Origin of the sequence: Nonomuraea mangrovi, from assembly GCF_042681425.1 — a bacterium.
In the GTDB taxonomy this organism is placed as follows: domain Bacteria; phylum Actinomycetota; class Actinomycetes; order Streptosporangiales; family Streptosporangiaceae; genus Nonomuraea; species Nonomuraea mangrovi.
The window spans coordinates 93,282-110,261 of the sequence record NZ_JBHUFV010000080.1 but is presented as its reverse complement, the minus strand read 5'-3'; the positions used below and the strand labels follow the sequence as shown (position 1 = coordinate 110,261).

The following is a 16,980-nucleotide window of genomic DNA, read 5'->3' as shown; positions in this document are numbered from 1 at the left end:
ACAGCCACCCCCACCAGGACCGCGACCTTCACCACAGCGCCGCCACGCTCACAGCCGCCCCTACCAGGATCGCGACCTTCACCGCAGCGCCGCCACGCTCACGGCTGCCCCCACCAGGACCAGCGCCGCCGCCACCAGCAACCCCGCCGAGTAGCCCGAGGCGAACGTCCCCGCGCTCTGCACGATCACCCCGATCGCCGCGATCCCGAACAGCCCGGAGATCTCCCTGCCCACGGTGAAGACGCCGCCCGCGACCCCCGCCCGCGTCTCGGGGACCGCTCCCAGGACCGCCGAGCCGAGAGGCATCGTCAGCGCGGACCCGACCCCGATCGCGCACACGGCGGGCAGCAACTCGCCCCACCCGTCGCCGGGCCCGAGGAAGGCGACCGACCCCATCCCCGCCGCCACGAGCACCAGCCCCGCCGCGACGGTCCTGCCCGCTCCCATCCGCCGCTCCACCAGCGGCACCAGCGGCGTCACCGCCACGACCAGGACGGCGAGCGGCACGAACGCCACACCCGAGGCGGTCGGCGAGAAGCCCAGCACCCCCTGCAGGAAGATCGCCGTGTAGAAGAAGACGCCGTTCACGCCGAGGCCCCACAACACCTGGGCGACCACACCGCCGGTGAAGGACCGGGCCGTGAACAGCGCCAGGTCCACCATGGGCTCGGCCGCCCGCCGCTCGACCACGACGAACGCCACCGCCCCCACCGCGCACGCCACCCCCGCCGCGACGATCACCGGCGACGTCCAGCCGTACTCGGAGCCGTGGATCAGCGCGAACGTGCCCGCCGACAGCACCACCGCAGAGGCGGCCACGCCCGGCAGGTCCACGCGCGCCGCGCCCCTCTCCCTGCCCTCGGGGACGACGGCGAGGGCCAGCGCGATCACCGCCGCCCCGACGGGCACGTTGATCAGGAACACCCACGTCCAGTGCGCGTGCTGGCTCAGGTACCCGCCGACCACCGGCCCGAGCGCCAGCGCTCCGGCACCCGACGCCATCCACACGGCCACACCCGCCGACCGCTGCCGCTCGTCCTTCCCCGCGAGGACGGCGAGCGTCGCGGGCAGGATCAGCGCCGCGCCCACCCCTTGGACGAGCCTCGCGGCGACCAGCAGCTGGACCGTGGTCGCCAGCCCGGCGCCCAGCGACGCTCCCGTGAACGTCACCAGGCCCGCCACGAGGACCCTCCTGCGCCCGTACACGTCGGCGAGGCGACCGCCGGCGAGCATGAGGCCCGCGAAGGTCATGATGTAGCTGGTCGCCACCCACTCCAGAGCCGCGAGCCCGGCGCCGAGATCCGCCCTGATGGTGGGGAGCGCGACGGTGACGACCGTGTTGTCCAGCGTCGTCACGAACCCGGCGAGCGCCACCACCACGAAGAGCGGCCACGTCCTGGCGCTCCTGGCCCCGTGGAGGGCGAGCTGGGTCATCCGTCCACCTCCTGCCAGCTCCACCCGGGGCCGTCGGGGTCGGCCCTGACGACCCTGGTCCGTGGCCTGACCTTCACCCAGGTCAGCCGGGGCTCGGGGGCGGCCCCGCCCTGTTCCCGCGCCTCCTGTCCCTGGGACGGCTGTTCCCGGGCCGGCTGTCCCCGGGCCGGCTGCTCCCGGGACGACTGCTCCCGGGCCGGCTGTTCCCGGGACGACTGCTCCCGGGACGGTTCCCTGCGGGGCCTGCGAGGAGCGGTGGTGCCGGGATACGGGTTGAGCCCCCGCCTGCGTCGCACGCTCCTCCCGTTGACCGGCTCGGCCCTCCCGTTGACCGGCTCGGCGGGCGCCGGGTGAGGGGTGGCGAAGGCCGGTGCGACGGGGTCGGTGTCCGCCCCAAAGAGCGAGCCGCGGTCGAGCACGGGGCCCAGGTCGGTGTCGAGCGGGCGGACGGGCGCGGGACCGGCCGGGAGACGGACGGCGGGCGCGGGACGGCGCTCGTCCTCGTCGGCCCACTGCCAGCCTGGTCCGTCGAGGTTGGGCCTGACGACCCGCCGGGTGCTCGCCGCCGCCTCCACCCGCTCCCTGGACACGACGGCGGGCGCGGGTTCGGACACGGGAAGAGCGGCAGGCGCGGCGAAGGGGGCGGCGGACGCAGGAGGAGGGGCGGGCGCGGCAAGCGGAGCGGGCGTGGGCACGGGCAGGGAGACGGGCGCAGGAGAGGAGGCAGGCTCGACAAGCGGAGCGGGGGCGGGCGCAGAAAGAGGGTTGGGCGCAGGAGAGGGGGCAGGCGCGGCAAGCGGAGCGGAAGCGGGCGCAGAAGGGGATGCGGGCGCGGGCGGCATCGGGAGGGCGGCCGTGGAACGCGGCGCCGTCACGGGAGGCGGCGCGGGCGCAGGGGCCGGGGCTGTCACGGGGTGGGGCGCGGGCACAGGCTCGGACCGGACGCGGGACACAGACCGGGTGGAAGACGCGGGCCGGGCCGGAGACGCGGACAGGGCCGGAGACGCGGACTGGGTGGGAGGGGCCTTGGCGGGATCGTCGGCGGCGTGCTCGCGGAGCTCGATCCGGCGGTGAAGGCCGCGTAAGGGGCCGGGCAGCCACCAGTTCGCCGCCCCCATCAGCCGCATCGTCGCGGGCACCAGCAGGGCGCGTACCAGCGTGGCGTCGACCACGATCGCCACGAACATCCCGACCCCGAGAAGCTTCACGATCGTGATCCCCGCCGTCGAGAACGCCCCGATGACCACCAGCAGCAGCAGCGCGGCGCTGGTGATGATCCCGCCGGTCTTCTGCAGCCCGGCCGCCACGGCGGCAGTGTTGTCGCCCGTCCGCAGCCACTCGGCCCGTACCCGGGACAGCAGGAACAGCTCGTAGTCCATCGACAGCCCGAACACCACCGCGAGGATCAGCACCGTGACCGTCGCCTCGATGGTGCCGGTGGGCGTGAACCCGAGGAGGGTGGCCAGGTTCCCGTACTGGAACGCCCACACGATCACGCCGAAGGAGGCGCCGATCGACAGGACGTTCATCAGCAGCGCCTTGAGCGGCAGCAGCAGCGATCCGAACGCCGCGAACAGCAGGACGAAGGTCGCCCCACAGACCACGAGCACCATCCATGGCAGGGTCGCGGTGAGGCTGGCGATCAGGTCCATCTGCGCGGCGGTGGGCCCGCCGACGACCACCGACCTGACGTTGGGCTCGGGCGCCATCGCTCTGATCAGCGTGACCAGCGAACGCGCCGAGGGCGACATCGGGTCGCCCTCGTAGCGGACGGCCAGCCGTACGGCGCCGTTGGTCTGGGAGAAGCCGGTGACGTCGACGCCCGTGACTCCGGGAAGGCGGCGCAGGCGGTCGGTGAAGGGTTTGACGTCCGTGGGCAGGACAGGGGTGACGGGGCTGACCACTGTGTGGCCCTGGCCGAGCGGTCCGGGCAGGAGCGGGTCGTTCTCCTGGAAGTCGCGTTCGACCAGCACGTGCACGTCGATCGCGGCCATGGAGTTCTTGGCGAAGGAGGTGTCGATCGCCTCCGCGACCTGGCGGCTCTCGACCCGCGCGGGCAGCACCCTGTGGTCGACGTTGCCGAACTGCACGTCGACGAACGGCAGCGCGAGCGAGATCAGAACCGCGGTGACCCCGACGAGGTACAGCAGCGGTGTGCGCATCACGCTGGAGGCGACGGCGTGCCACGCCCCGCCGTTCCTCGGCCCGCCGAAGGAGGGGGTCAGGCGCAGCGCGTCCACCCGCGGGCCGAGGATCCCGAGGACGGCGGGCAGCACCACGAGCGCGGCCGCCATCGCGACGAGCACGACGGCGGCGGCGCCGAGCCCGATCGAGCGCAGGAACATCTGCGGGAACAGCAGCAGTCCGAGCAGCGCGGTCGCCACCGTCAGCCCCGAGAAGGCCACCGTCCTGCCGGCCGTGGCCATGGTCGCCACGACGGCCGCCTCGGTGGACGCCCCTCGTCTGATCTCCTCGCGGAACGCGCTGAGGACGAACAGGGAGTAGTCGATCGCCAGGCCTAGTCCGAGCATGGTGACGACGTTCAGCGAGAACACCGACACCTCGGTGACCTCGGTCAGCAGCCGCAGCAGGACCAGCGCGCCGAGCACCGACAGCAGCCCGACCAGGAGCGGCAGTCCGGCGGCGACCAGGCTGCCGAAGACCAGCACGAGCAGCACCAGCAGTACCGGCATGGAGATCGCCTCGGCCCTGGCCAGGTCGGCGCCCGTCTGCGTGTTGAGGTCGTCGAGCAGCGGCACGGCTCCGCCGATCTTGACGGTGAGACCTTCGACGGTTCGCAGCCGCCGCTCGATGGCGGCGTAGGCCCGCTGCTTGTCGCCCTTGAGGGTGATCAGCGCGTAGGTCGAGCGCGAGTCGCGCGAGATCATCTTGGCCGAGTGGGTGGTCCAGTACGTCGTCATCCGCCGCACGTGGATGGCCGGCAGGCGGCGCAGCGAGTCGTGGACGGCCTTCTTGTACCTCCTGTCGCGGGCCGACACCGTGGGATGCGTGTAGAGCACCACCACGTCGGGCGAGTCGCCGCTGTACCAGTCGTCGTTCCAGGTCGCCGACGTGGTCGACTCGGCCGCGGGGTCCTCGAATCCTCCGTCCGCCATCCGCCCGAACACCTCCAGGCCGAAGGGCGCGACGAGTACCGCGGCGGCCACGCTCAGGACGAGGAGCGTCCAGCGGCCGCGGTGGACGAACCGGCCCAGCGACTCAAACAAGCACGCCCTCCAGATAGGCCTGCCGGCAGGCCCGCCGGGCGATCTTCCCGCTGGAGGTGCGCGGCACGGCGCCCGCCGCCACCAGCACGACCTCCGCCGCCACCTCGTGGTCGCGCGAGATCGCGGCGCGGACCGCGCTGATCACGCTCTCCTGGTCGCGCTCCAGTCGTGACCGCTCGGCCACGACGACGAGCCGTTCCGTCTCCGCCCCCGGCACGGCGAACGCGGCCACGTGTCCCCTGCGCACCCCGTCGGAGGCCTCCTGCGTGGTCGCCTCGATGTCCTGCGGGTAGTGGTTGCGCCCGTCGACGATCACCAGGTCCTTGATTCGCCCGGTGATGTAGAGCTCTCCCTCGTGGATCACGCCGAGGTCGCCCGTGCGCAGCCATCCGTCGACGAAGACCTCCGCGGTGCGCGTGGGGTCGCGCCAGTAGGCGCGGGCCACGTTCGGCCCGCGTACCTGGATCTCCCCCACCTGTCCGTCGCCGGCGGAGTCGATGCGCACCTGCTGCCCGGTCGGCCTGCCGCAGGAGACGAGCGTGCTGGCGAACCCCTGCCCGCCGTACGGCACGGCCTGCCCTTCCTCCAGGGCGTTCCTGTCGAAGCCGGTGACCAGAGGCGGCTCGTGGATCGAGCCCGCGGCGACGAAGACCGTCGCCTCGGCCAGGCCGTAGCCGGGCGTGTGCGCTTCGGGACGAAGGCCGTAGGGGCCGAAGACGGAGGCGAACCTGGAGATGGTCGAGGGCCGGACGGGCTCGGCCCCGTTGAGCATGACCCGCACCCCTGACAGGTCGAGCCCTTCGAGGTCGGCGGGGTCGGTGGCTCGTGCGGCCGTGTACTCGAAGGCGAAGTTCGGGCCGCCGGTGTAGACGTCGTCGTGCCCTGACAGCAGCCGCATCCACCGCGTGGGCTTCATGACGAAGGCCACGGGGTCCATGAACACCGCCCGGTTCCCGCCGACGATCGGGCACGCGATGATCGCGATCAGCCCCATGTCGTGGAAGAGCGGCAGCCACAGGGCGGCGACCGAGGTGCGGGGCCTGGCGTCGAAGGCCTCCCAGAGCTGGGCGGCGTTGGCGCTGACGTTGCCGTGCGAGATCTCCACCCCGGCAGGCGCCCTGGTCGAACCCGAGGTGTACTGCAGGTAGGCGAGGTCGTCGGGGCCGATCGGCTCGTCCTCCCACTCGTCGGCGAGCAGGTCGGAGACGGTGTCGACGGCGATGACGGCCTTGGCGGGCGGGAGTCCGGACATGGCGGCGCTGGTCGTCAGCACGACCACGGGATCGGCGTCGGCATAGGCGAGGGCGAGCCGTTCGGCGTGGCCCGGCAGTTCGGGCGAGAACAGCGGCACGGCCACCACCCGGGCGTACATGGCGCCGAGCATCGCCACCACGTACTCCAGGCTCTGCGGCGCGAGGATGGCGGCTCTGTCGCCGGGGGCGCAGACCTCGCGCAGTCTCACGGCCAGCGCCCTGGCCTTGAGATCGACCTGCCGCCAGGTCAGCGTGTGCTCCTGCCCGTCGCCCAGGTAGTCGACGAAGGTGTAGGCGGGCGCGTCGGGGATCTCCCGCGCCCATCGCGCGATCCGGCCGATCAGAACGTCCATGCCGAAAGTCCCCTCGCCGCTGACAGGGACCTAGCAAATTACGGCAGAAAGGCGTGCGATTCTTGCCAAACGCCTGCACATTCCGCTTCCGGTCTTGTTACCAGCGTGACAACCAGCAGGCCCGCTAGGCGATCATGAGGCGGACGACCACGCCGGAGCAGTCGCTCGCCACGCAGATCCGCACCGGGACGGCGAACACGCCGGGCCGGGTCGGCACGCCGCCCACATGCCCGTCGGGGCCGATCGTGATGCCAGGGGGGAGCTGGCGCGGGTCGATCACGGTGAAGGTGGGCAGCACGCCTCGGGGGCCGCCCTCGATCTCGATCTCGCCGTCGATCATCACGCCGACACGGCCGGGGAAGGTGAGCTGGCTGGGCGACCACGACGCCCTCTTGTGCACGATGATCGTGATCGGCTCGCGTGTGCAGGTCCCGCCCTTGCACATCGAGATCATGGCGTTGTAGGTGCCGGGCCGCGTCGGCTTGCCGTACAGGAAGCCGAGCTCGGAGACGCCGACGCCGGGGGCGACGGCGGCGCGTTCGAAGTAGTAGACGTTGGCGGTCGTCAGCAGCCGCTCGTCGACGTCGACCCCCTCGGTGAGGTGGAAGACGTTCTCGACGAGCAGGTTCGGGTGGCTGTGGTTCTGGATCACGGGAGTGTCGCGGACCATGGAGACGGGCTGCGTGCCCATGGACGGAAGCAGTGGAATGGCCGCGAGCACGGCCGTGACGGCCGCGAGAGCGAGCCATTTCAACTGCATGACGGATTACCTACCCTTCCGCAGCTCAGCGTCACACTCCGCGCACACGGACATAATCAGGGCATGGCTGAATCCGCCCAGACGCTTGAGCGTGGGCTCCATCTGCTCAGGCTGCTCGCCGACGGCCACGGCGGGCGCACGCCGACCGAGCTGGCCACGCAGCTCTCGCTGAGCCGCCCTGTGGTCTACCGGTTGCTGACCTCGTTGCAGAACGAGGGGTTCGTCCGGCGTGACCGCGAGGGCAAGGCCCACCTCGGGTACGGCGTGCTGGTGCTGGCCCAGGCCGTGCAGCCACTGCTGAGGGCGGCGGCGCTGCCGACGCTGCGCCGGCTGGCCGAGCAGGTCGGCGCGACGGCGCATCTCACGGTGGCCGAGGGCGACGACGGTCTGGCCGTGGCCGTGGTGGAGCCCTCGTGGACGAACATGCACGTCGCCTACAGGGAGGGCGCGCGGCATCCGCTCAGCAAGGGCGCCGCGGGGCAGGCGATTCTGGCGATGCGCGCGGGTGACTCCGGTTATCTCGTCACGGAGGGGCAGTTGCAGGAGGGCGCGCGCGGCGTCGCCGCACCTGTCACGGGACTGCCGTGGCTGGAGGCGTCGGTGGGCGTCGTGACGTTCGGGCCGCTGGACGAGGAGGTCGGCCCCCGGGTGGTCGAGGCCGCCCAGGAGCTTACTGTCGCGCTCGGTTGACATCCCGTCGCTGATAAAGGACCGTAAATACGGATAGAGGACACTATTGTCCGATTAACGGACGGAGTTGCGATGCCGTACTACCGCCAGGTGGGCGAGGTCCCGCGCAAGCGCCACGTGCAGTTCAAGCGCCCTGACGGCGGGCTGTACGCGGAGGAGTTGATGGGCGAGGAGGGCTTCTCCGCCGACTCGTCACTGCTGTACCACCGTTACCTGCCGACCGCGATCATCAAGGCCGAGGCGGTGGAGCCGCCGCTGCCGTCGATCGCGTCGCCCAACCTCCCGCTCTCGCCCCGCCACTTCCGCACCCAGGATCTGACCAGCGCGGGTGACCTGGTCAGCGGGCGGATCCTGCTGTCGGCCAACAACGACGTCCGATTGTCGTACGTCACCACCGACCGGCCCAGCGAGCTCTACCGCAACTCCAAGGGCGACGAGTGCGTCTACATCCAGCGGGGCGACGTCCGCTTCGAGTCGACCTACGGCGCCATCGAGGCGGGCGAGGGCGACTACGTGGTGATCCCCACCGGCACGATCCACCGCTGGGTGCCGTCGGGCCAGGTGAACGCGCTGGTCATCGAGGCGTCCGGGCACATCAGGCCGCCGAAGCGCTACCTGTCGCAGTACGGCCAGTTCCTTGAGCACGCCCCCTACTGCGAGCGCGACCTCAGGACGCCGCAGGAGCCGCTGATCGAGGAGGGCGAGGAGGTCCCCGTCCTGGTGCGCACGCGCGGCGGGCTCACCAGGCTGACCTACCGCAACCACCCCTTCGACGTCGTCGGATGGGACGGCTACCTCTATCCCTACGCCTTCAACATCGAGGACTTCGAGCCCGTGGTGAAGAAGACCCACGCGCCACCGCCGGTCCACCAGACCTTCGAGGGGCCCGGCTTCGTGGTCTGCTCGTTCATGCCCCGCCCGCTCGACTTCCACCCCGAAGCGGTCCCGATCCCCTACAACCACCACAACGTCGACTCCGACGAGTTCATGTTCTACGTGGGCGGCGACTACTCCGCGAGGGCCGGCTCAGGGATCGACGTCGGCTCGATCTCCCTGCATCCCGCGGGCTTCACCCACGGCCCGCAGCCGGGCGCGGTCGAGGCGGTGATCGCCGCTGGGGCCACCCACACCAGCGAGATGGCCGTCATGGTCGACACCTTCCGCCCGCTCGACCTCGGCGACGGCGCGCTGTCCTGCGAGGACCCCGGCTACGCATGGACCTGGGCCCGATGAGCGCCTTCGAGTGCGGCACCCCGCCGCTGAAGACGACGCTCTTCTCCGCGCTGGTCGACGACGCCGGGCTGTTCCCTCCGACCTCCCTGCACATGGACGAGGCGGTGGCCCGCCACCAGCGCGACCTGGAGGCGGGCAGCCCCGTACTGACGCACCGCTTCCTGTGCCCGACCAGCCGCCTCGACGGCCTGCGCCGGCAGGCGCAGCAGCCGCGGCTGATCGGGCTGATCGTCGACACCGAGACCCTTCCCGACTTCTCCGACCTGCCGGTGGACTTCGTCGAGAGCCGCGAGGTGCGGCCGGTGCCGGAGAACGTCAGGCTGTTCGTCGAGGTCCACCCCAGGAAGATCGTGCACGTGCCGCACGGGGTGGGGCTCAAGGTGCGCTGCGGCGGCATGACCGCCGACGCCTTTCCCTCGGTCGCCGAGCTGGCCGAGTTCATCACGTACTGCGCCGAGCACGACCAGCCGTTCAAGGCCACCGCGGGGCTTCACCACGCCGTGCGCCACTTCGACCCCTCGCTCGGCGTCGACAGGCACGGCTTCCTCAACCTCGTCCTCGCCGTGTGCGCGGCCGTCGAGAAGCGCGATCCCATGAGGGTGCTCGCCTCCACCGACGTCGGCGAGCTGGTCCGGCAGGCGCACGACGTACCCGACGAGACGGCGCAGACCGCCAGGAGACTCCTGGTCAGCTACGGCTCATGCAGCACGGCCGCACCCGTCGACGACCTGAAGACCCTCGGATTGGACGCCTGATGAGCTGGGGACTCGACAACCTGCCCTACGGGGTCTTCTCGCGGGCCGGCCAGACGCCCCGCGTCGGCGTGCGGTACGGCGACGCCGTCCTCGACCTGGCCGCCGCCCTGCACGACGAGGTGTTCACCACCGGCTCGCTGAACGCCTTCATGGCCCGCGGCCACCGGGCGTGGCGTGACACGCGCGCGCTGATCGTCAACAAGCTGTCGACCGACAGGTCGCTCGTCCAGCCCCACCTGGTCCCGCTCGACCAGGTGACGCTGCACCTGCCGTTCGAGGTCGCCGACTACGTCGACTTCTACTGCTCGATCGAGCACGCCTCGAACCTCGGCAGGATGTTCCGCCCCGACGACGAGCCGTTGAAGCCGAACTGGCGGCACCTGCCCGTCGGCTACCACGGCAGGGCGGGCACCGTCGTCGTGTCGGGCACCCCCGTCGCCCGCCCGAACGGGCAACTCGGGGCCGGCAGGTTCGGACCGACCGCGAAGCTGGACATCGAGGCCGAGCTGGGCTTCGTCGTGGGCTCGCCCGACGGGGGCTCCTTCGAGGAGCGCGTCTTCGGGGTGACGCTGGTCAACGACTGGAGCGCGCGCGACATCCAGGCGTGGGAGTACGTGCCCCTCGGGCCCTTCCTCGGCAAGTCGTTCGCGACCTCGATCTCGCCGTGGGTGACCCCGCTGGAGGCGCTGCCCAGGATCGAAGGCCGGGCGCAGGAGCCCGCGCCGCTCCCGTATCTGGCGCGTGAGGGTGACTGGGGGCTGGACATCGCGCTGGAGGTCGAGCTGAACGGCGAGATCGTCTCGCGTCCGCCGTACAGGAACATGTACTGGACGCCCGACCAGATGCTGGCGCACATGACCGTGAACGGCGCGACGCTCAGGACGGGCGACCTGTTCGCCAGCGGCACGATCTCCGGGGAGAGCCCCGACACACGGGGTTCGTTCATCGAACTCACGTGGAACGGGACGGAGCCGCTCAAGCTGGGCGACGGGCAGGCCAGAACGTTCCTGGAGGACGGCGACACCGTCACGATCCGCGCCACGGCCGGCGACATCAGTTTGGGAGAGGTGTCGGGAATCGTCACCCCGCGTGCCTGACCGCTCACTCCTCGCTAAACTCCTGGGGTTTGTCCCGGAGTGAAGGAGTGAGATGCGGCACGCCCTCCTGCTGATCGGCGGCCTGGCGCTGCCGATCAGCGGCTGCACCGCGGTGACGGCGACCCGGCCGAAGCCCCCCGCACCGGTGATCGCCGTCTCACCCGCCTTCGACGACGTCGACGCCAGGCCCGACAAGGGCCTGGTCGTCAAGGTCCGCGGCGGCAGGCTCGGCGACGTCTCGGTCCACGCGGGCGGCACGGCCGTCCCCGGCACGCTGGACCCGACGGGCACGGTGTGGCGCTCGACCTGGACGCTCCCGCCAGGCGTCGAGCACGTCGTGACGGCCACCGCGGCAGGGCCAGGCGGTCCCGGCACGCTGGTCATGGGGCGCTTCCGCACCCGTCCGGCCGAGCGCACGTTCAGGGTGCTCTCGGTGTCGCCGATGCCGGGCGAGACCGTCGGCGTCGGCACGCCCATCGTCGTCACCTTCGACACCCCCGTCAGGAACAAGGCCGCCGTCGAGCGCGCGCTGGAGGTGCGCTCCACCAAGCAGGTCGAGGGAGCGTGGCGGTGGCTCAGCGACACCCAGGCCGTCTACCGGACCAGGCACTACTGGCCGGCCAGGCAGCAGGTCGCGTTCACCGCCCACCTCGCCGGGGTCAGATCCGCCCCCGGCGTGTACGGCACCGCCGACCACGCGCTCACCTTCGCCATCGGGCGCGAGCAGGTGAGTACCGTCGACACCGTCAGGCACCAGATGGTCGTGCGGCGCGACGGCAGGGTCGTGCAGCGGATGGCGATCAGCGCGGGCAAGGCCACCACCCGCGAGTACACCACGACCAGCGGCGTCCACCTGACCATGGACAAGGGCAACCCGGTCAGGATGGTCTCACCGGGCAGGAAGAAGGGCGATCCAGGCTTCTACGACGTGCTGATCGACCACGCGGTGCGGATCTCCAACAGCGGCGAGTACGTCCACGCCAAGAACAACGTCTGGGCGCAGGGGCGGCTGAACGTCAGCCACGGCTGCGTCAACGCCCGGCCCGACCAGGCGGCCTGGTTCTACGACACGTCGCTGCGGGGCGACCCTGTCACCGTCATCGGGACCACCCGCGAGCTGGAGTGGCACAACGGGTGGGGCTACTGGCAGTTGCCATGGGATCGGTGGATCATGGGCAGCGCGCTCCACGATGCCCGGCCTCCCGCCGGCTGGGTCGAGCACGCGCCCGAGCCCGACGCCCTTCCCTGACATCCGGACACGCCATCAATCGGTACCGCTGAAGACTGCCATGCCGGTAATCGGAGGATTACCGTAGAGAGGGAACTCCTTTGGGACGCGGGCCCGTTTTCCTTACAGGAGGGCCGGAGTATGGATGATTGGGTCATCTGGATAATCCTCGCCGTCGTACTCGGCGTTGCCGAGATCTTCTCCCTCACCGCCGCCCTCGGCCTGCTGGCCGCCTCCGCGCTGCTCACCTCACTGGTGGCGGCGGCCGGCCTGCCGATCCCCCTGCAGTTCCTTGTCTTCACCGCCGCCTCCGCCGCCGGTCTGCTCGTCGTCAGGCCGATCGCCATGCGAAGCATCCGCCAGCCTCCCCACCAGCGTTTCGGCGTCGAGGCGCTCGTGGGCAAGTCCGCCTACGTCGTCAGCGAGGTCACAGGGCGCTCCGGCCTGGTCCGCATCGGCGGCGAGGAGTGGACGGCACGGGCGTACGACGAAACCGTGGTGATCCCTGCCGGAGCGACCGTGGACGTCATCGAGATCGAGGGGGCCACCGCCCTCGTCTACCCTCGGGAGTGATCGTAATATGGCGCTACTCATAGCGGGACTGCTCGTCGCGCTGTTCGCGGTGTTCACCGTGCTGCGTGCCGTACGGATCGTGCCCCAGGCACGCGCGCGCAACGTGGAGCGCCTGGGCCGCTACCACCGCACGCTGAAGCCGGGCCTGAACTTCGTGATCCCCTACATCGACCGCGTCTACCCCATGATCGACCTGCGTGAGCAGGTGGTCTCCTTCAGGCCACAGCCCGTCATCACCGAGGACAACCTGGTCGTCGAGATCGACACCGTCCTCTACTTCCAGGTCACCGACCCGCGCGCGGCCGCCTACGAGATCGCCAACTACATCCAGGCGGTCGAGCAGCTCACGGTCACCACGCTGCGCAACGTCGTCGGTTCCATGGACCTGGAGAAGACGCTCACCTCCCGCGACACCATCAACAGCCAGCTGCGCGGCGTCCTCGACGAGGCGACGGGCAAGTGGGGGCTGCGCGTCAACCGTGTCGAGATCAAGGCCATCGACCCGCCCAAGACGATCAAGGACGCGATGGAGAAGCAGATGCGCGCCGAGCGGGACAAGCGCGCCGCCATCCTGAGCGCCGAGGGCCAGCGCCAGTCGCAGATCCTGACCGCCGAAGGCGACAAGCAGGGCGCGATCCTGCGCGCCGAGGGCGAGCGCACCTCCGCCATCCTCAAGGCCGAGGGCCAGTCGCGCGCCATCGACCAGGTGTTCCAGGCCGTCCACCGGAACGACCCCGACCCCAAGCTGCTCGCCTACCAGTACCTCCAGGTGCTGCCGCAACTCGCCCAGGGTCAGGGCAACACGTTCTGGGTCATTCCCAGCGAGGTGACCTCGGCCCTGCAGGGCGTCTCCAAGGCGTTCACCGAGGCGCTGCCGCCGTCCGCGGCCACGCGCACCACCTCACCCGAGTCCTCCGAGGCGCAGGAGGAGATCGCCCGCGCGGCCGAGGCGGCCGCGGAGGCCGTGGCCGACGCCCGCGAGGCGGAGACCACGTCGGGGCCGCGGGAGCTGCCCCGCCCCGTCCCGGAGCCCAGCCCCTTCCCCGATCTGGAGAAGAACCACCAGGAGGCATGACCAGGGAGGAAGGGGCCGTGGGAAGCACTCCCGCGGCCCCTTCGCCGGCCCTAGTCCTTTCCTTCCAGCAGGACGTAGTCCGGTCCTTCGATGCCCCCGACGGAGCCGTTCGGGTCGTCGACCAGCGTGCACTCGGCGACGGGTCCGTTGGAGACCCGGGTCCAGAGACGCGCGACCGTGATGTCGGAGTCGTCGCGGACTCTGAGCTCCAGCACCGCGGTCTGCCCCTCCTTCACCCACGAAGGGTCGACGGTGAAGCCGAACCTGGATTCCGATTCCGGCGAAACGGACATGCCCGGATGGGCGAACGTCTTGCTGATGGCCGTCCCGTTGGGCACCCAGCTCTCGCTGCGCGGCTGCGGGTCGCACCGCTGGCCCTCGGGGACGTAGTCGACGACGGCGTTCAGCCCCATCGCGCGCAGGTCCGCCTGCAGCGCGTCCGGGTTCCTCGCCTCGTTGATCGTGATGTGGATGGTCCCGTCGGGGTTCTTGGCGATCGCGTAGGCGGGGGCACCGCCGCCGAAGACGAGCGGCGCTCCCACCGCCATCGCCACGGCCAGCCCCAGGGCGGGCAGCAGTACCGCAGGGCGCGGCAGCAGCCGACGGTGCCTGGGCTGTATCTCGGTCATGACGAACTCCTTGAGTTGCCGGTGACGGCCCTCAGGAAGATCGCGCTCCGCAGGTGGCGGCAGCAGCCTCGCCAGCTCCTCGTTCATCGGATCTCCTTCATCGGGCTTCGGTCACCCATTACCTGTCGCGGCGGGGAGACCGGTTCCAGCTTCTTCCGCGCCCTGGACAACCGGGATTTCACCGTGCCCACGGGCACGCCGAGCGCCTCGGCCGCCTCCGCGTAGTTCAGGCCCGACCAGACGCACAACGCGACGACCTCCTGCTCGTGACGGCGCAGCGCGCCGTAGGCCTGCCTGATCGCGGCCAGCCGCTCGGCGTCGTCGATGCGTCCCGCGACCTCGTCGGCGAAGTCGGCCACCGCCTCGGCCCTCGGCATCCGCGCCATCGCGTCCTGATGCCTGCGTACGGCTCGCCGCATGTTGCGCACGACGTTGGTGGCGACGCCGAGTAACCACGGGCGCAGCGACCCTCCGTCGGCGTCGAGCTTCCGCCTGAGCCGCCACGCCTCCAGGAACGTCAGTGACAGCGCGTCCTCGGCGGCGGCCCAGTCGCCGAGCACGCGGTAGGCATGATGGAAGACGGCGCGGCCGTACTCGTCGAAGAGCTGCGCGAACGCGTCGGCGTCACCATCACGTATCCGGGCACGAAAGGACATGTCCACGCATAGGACTGTCCGCGGCGCGTCCCGGGTTCCCTGTACGAGCGAACCCGGCCGCCACGAAGGCGACCGGGTCAGGTCTCACCCGTACCGCACCCGGCGGTGGACCAGGCGCGGCCCGGCTGCCACGGCCGGTTTCCGGTCAGGCGGCGTCCCATTCGAGCAGGAGGTAGCCGCGATGGGGAACGGTCGCCGTCGAAGGGTCGACGGGCACGGGAGGCGCCAAGGGGCGCAGCAGGGTCGCGGTCGCCGATGAGGGCACGCCTGCGACCGGGCGGGCGGGGTCGGCCGAGCCGTTGGCGATCGCAAGACGCCACCGGTCGCCGACCTTGGCCAGGTGGGGCAGCAGGTGCGGGCCGCCCGTCACCATCGGGAAGTCGCCGCCCAGGAAACCGATCGCCTCCTGGGCGAGGCGGCGGCCGTCGTCGCAGCGGCCGAGCCGTTCGGGCGCGCACGCGGCGATCGTGTGGACCCGCCCGCCGAGCGCGTTGACGAAGCTGACCCGCCCCGCGCCCCACGGTTCGAAGCGCGGGCTGAGGATCTCCGTCCAGACCTCGGCGGCCTGCGCAGGGCGCAGCCGGGCCACCGCGTCCTGCACGTTCACGCTCAGCAGCGCGCCGCCGTCCACGAGCCGCTCGATGCTGTACGGCGTGCGCGAAGGCCGCTCCCGAGCCACGATCTCCGCGACCGTGACGCCGAGCAGGTCGCCGAATCCGCGCTCGGCCAGGATCGAAGCGGCCCTGCCGTCCAGCAGCAGCCCGCCGCGCAGCAGTTCCAGCGGGTCGGGAACCGCCCAGGCCAGCTCGCCGAACAGCGCGGTCACGGGCGCGACGCCGGCCCGGATCGGCACGCCGTACGGCAGGAGGAAGTCGGCGGCGCGCAGCGGATCGGCGGTCAGGCCCTCCATCGTGCCGTCGCCGGGAAGCGAGGCCGCGGCTGAGGGCCACCACGGGACGCCGACGCCGGCCGTGACAGGGGAAGGGGTGAGGGTGGCGTCGAGCGCGGGCCTGGAGGCGTCCAGCATCCGGCCGACGCGAGGGTAGCGCCGCGGGTCTCCGGTGACGAAGGGGAAGACGTCGAGCAGCAGCGCGTCGGCTCCCGACAGGTGTGCCGCGACCATCTCCGACCAGGTCTGGGTGTCGGCCTTCGACCACTCGGTGTGCTTCCAGTTCTCCACCTCGGGCGCGACCTCGACGCCCGGAGGGCGCAGCGGGCGCTGGAGCTCCAGCATGGCGATGGAGTAGGCCAGCGTCCTGCCGACGGTGTCGCTGTAGGGGGCGAAGTGCGGCCTGTGCACCCGCGCCCGCTCGAACAGCGCGCCCCAGTCGCGGCCCTCGACGGAGGCGACGCCGAGTCCGGAGCTCATGACGCCCAGCTCGGCACGGCCGCCGACCGCCTGCCGTACGGCGTCGACGGCTTCGAGCTGCGCCTCGCGCCAGGTCCGCTGGAGCAGCTCGCGCCACGGGTGCGGCGGCCCCGTGACGGCGGCCACCAGCTCCTGCCTGGTGGGCTTCTCGCCCGCCAGCAGCGCGAACCGGTCAAGCATCTCGGGCTCGAACCCGCCACCCCAGGTCAGCGGCGAGTGGTTGTGGAAGCGCAGGTCGTCCTCCAGCCAGAGCACGCGGAAGCCGAGCTCGGCGAAGCGGCCGTAGTGCGCCGCGAGCCACGACCGCCACGCCGGGCAGGCGAACGAGGCGGTCGTGGTGGACACCTCGCCGAGCGGGGAGACCATCGGCGCGAAGCCCGCGTCCTGGACCCTGCCCCTGTCGGCGTGGCCGGTGGTCACCCACGGGTTGAGGCTGACGCTCAGACCGCGCTCGGCCAGGACGTTCCTGGCCGAGCGCACCAGCTCGAACCACAGGTCCTCCTCGGCGCCGAGAAGGTGCCCGGGGTGGAGCTCCTCCGCGCCGAACATCAGCACGACCTCCTCCACGCCGTGCTCGACGCAGAAGTCGGCCAGCGGACGCGGGTCGGCGCCCGGCAGGACCTGGTAACGCAGGTGGTAACGGGTCAA

The 16,980-nt window shown here is 71.3% G+C and carries 14 protein-coding genes; 7 read left to right on the top strand and 7 right to left on the bottom strand.

What is annotated here, in order from left to right:
* Positions 1 to 78: 78 nt before the first annotated feature.
* The 4 genes from ACFSKW_RS47940 to ACFSKW_RS47925 all read right to left on the bottom strand — a co-directional run bounded on the left by ACFSKW_RS47940 (position 79) and on the right by ACFSKW_RS47925 (position 7,027).
* On the bottom strand, positions 79 to 1,434 hold the full coding sequence (locus ACFSKW_RS47940) for an MFS transporter (RefSeq protein WP_379581302.1): 1,356 nt from the start codon (positions 1,432 to 1,434) through the stop codon (positions 79 to 81).
* Positions 1,431 to 4,661 (bottom strand): MMPL family transporter, encoded by a 3,231-nt coding sequence (locus ACFSKW_RS47935; RefSeq protein WP_379581301.1) that lies wholly within the window; start codon positions 4,659 to 4,661, stop codon positions 1,431 to 1,433. Before ACFSKW_RS47935 ends, ACFSKW_RS47940 begins: the two co-directional genes overlap by 4 nt.
* Entirely contained in the window at positions 4,654 to 6,267 is a 1,614-nt protein-coding gene (locus tag ACFSKW_RS47930) for a fatty acyl-AMP ligase (RefSeq protein ID WP_379581300.1), read from the bottom strand. Before ACFSKW_RS47930 ends, ACFSKW_RS47935 begins: the two co-directional genes overlap by 8 nt.
* A 124-nt stretch (positions 6,268 to 6,391) precedes the next feature.
* Complete coding sequence (locus ACFSKW_RS47925) at positions 6,392 to 7,027, bottom strand: hypothetical protein (RefSeq protein ID WP_379581299.1); 636 nt, start codon at positions 7,025 to 7,027, stop codon at positions 6,392 to 6,394.
* Positions 7,028 to 7,090: 63 nt separating this feature from the next.
* Here ACFSKW_RS47925 and ACFSKW_RS47920 point away from each other — a divergent pair, with 63 nt between their 5' ends.
* From ACFSKW_RS47920 to ACFSKW_RS47890, 7 genes are all read left to right on the top strand, one after another.
* Positions 7,091 to 7,717, top strand: coding sequence for an IclR family transcriptional regulator (locus ACFSKW_RS47920; protein ID WP_379581298.1), 627 nt, complete (start codon positions 7,091 to 7,093; stop codon positions 7,715 to 7,717).
* A 72-nt stretch (positions 7,718 to 7,789) separates the two neighbouring features.
* Positions 7,790 to 8,950 carry a homogentisate 1,2-dioxygenase gene (locus ACFSKW_RS47915; protein ID WP_379581297.1) on the top strand — a complete coding sequence of 387 codons (1,161 nt, stop codon included), beginning with the start codon at positions 7,790 to 7,792 and terminating at the stop codon, positions 8,948 to 8,950.
* Positions 8,947 to 9,705: a hypothetical protein gene (locus ACFSKW_RS47910; RefSeq protein WP_379581296.1), complete on the top strand. Its 759-nt coding sequence runs from the start codon at positions 8,947 to 8,949 to the stop codon at positions 9,703 to 9,705. The genes ACFSKW_RS47915 and ACFSKW_RS47910 overlap by 4 nt, the downstream gene beginning before the upstream one ends.
* The gene (gene fahA / locus ACFSKW_RS47905; RefSeq protein WP_379581295.1) at positions 9,705 to 10,802 is read left to right on the top strand and encodes a fumarylacetoacetase; all 1,098 of its coding nucleotides are present in this window, start codon (positions 9,705 to 9,707) and stop codon (positions 10,800 to 10,802) included. The genes ACFSKW_RS47910 and fahA overlap by 1 nt, the downstream gene beginning before the upstream one ends.
* Before the next feature lie 52 nt (positions 10,803 to 10,854).
* Positions 10,855 to 12,051, top strand: a complete 1,197-nt coding sequence (locus ACFSKW_RS47900) for a L,D-transpeptidase (RefSeq protein ID WP_379581294.1) — start codon at positions 10,855 to 10,857, stop codon at positions 12,049 to 12,051.
* Between the two features lie 120 nt (positions 12,052 to 12,171).
* On the top strand, positions 12,172 to 12,603 hold the full coding sequence (locus tag ACFSKW_RS47895; protein ID WP_379581293.1) for an NfeD family protein: 432 nt from the start codon (positions 12,172 to 12,174) through the stop codon (positions 12,601 to 12,603).
* Positions 12,604 to 12,610: 7 nt separating this feature from the next.
* Entirely contained in the window at positions 12,611 to 13,678 is a 1,068-nt protein-coding gene (locus ACFSKW_RS47890) for an SPFH domain-containing protein (RefSeq protein WP_379581292.1), read from the top strand.
* Positions 13,679 to 13,728: 50 nt separating this feature from the next.
* Here ACFSKW_RS47890 and ACFSKW_RS47885 read toward each other — a convergent pair whose 3' ends face one another.
* From ACFSKW_RS47885 to ACFSKW_RS47875, 3 genes are all read right to left on the bottom strand, one after another.
* Positions 13,729 to 14,394, bottom strand: a complete 666-nt coding sequence (locus tag ACFSKW_RS47885; protein WP_379581291.1) for a hypothetical protein — start codon at positions 14,392 to 14,394, stop codon at positions 13,729 to 13,731.
* Positions 14,391 to 14,963 (bottom strand): RNA polymerase sigma factor, encoded by a 573-nt coding sequence (locus ACFSKW_RS47880; protein WP_379581290.1) that lies wholly within the window; start codon positions 14,961 to 14,963, stop codon positions 14,391 to 14,393. Before ACFSKW_RS47880 ends, ACFSKW_RS47885 begins: the two co-directional genes overlap by 4 nt.
* A gap of 145 nt (positions 14,964 to 15,108) precedes the next feature.
* Positions 15,109 to 16,980 carry a hypothetical protein gene (locus ACFSKW_RS47875; RefSeq protein WP_379581289.1) on the bottom strand — a complete coding sequence of 624 codons (1,872 nt, stop codon included), beginning with the start codon at positions 16,978 to 16,980 and terminating at the stop codon, positions 15,109 to 15,111.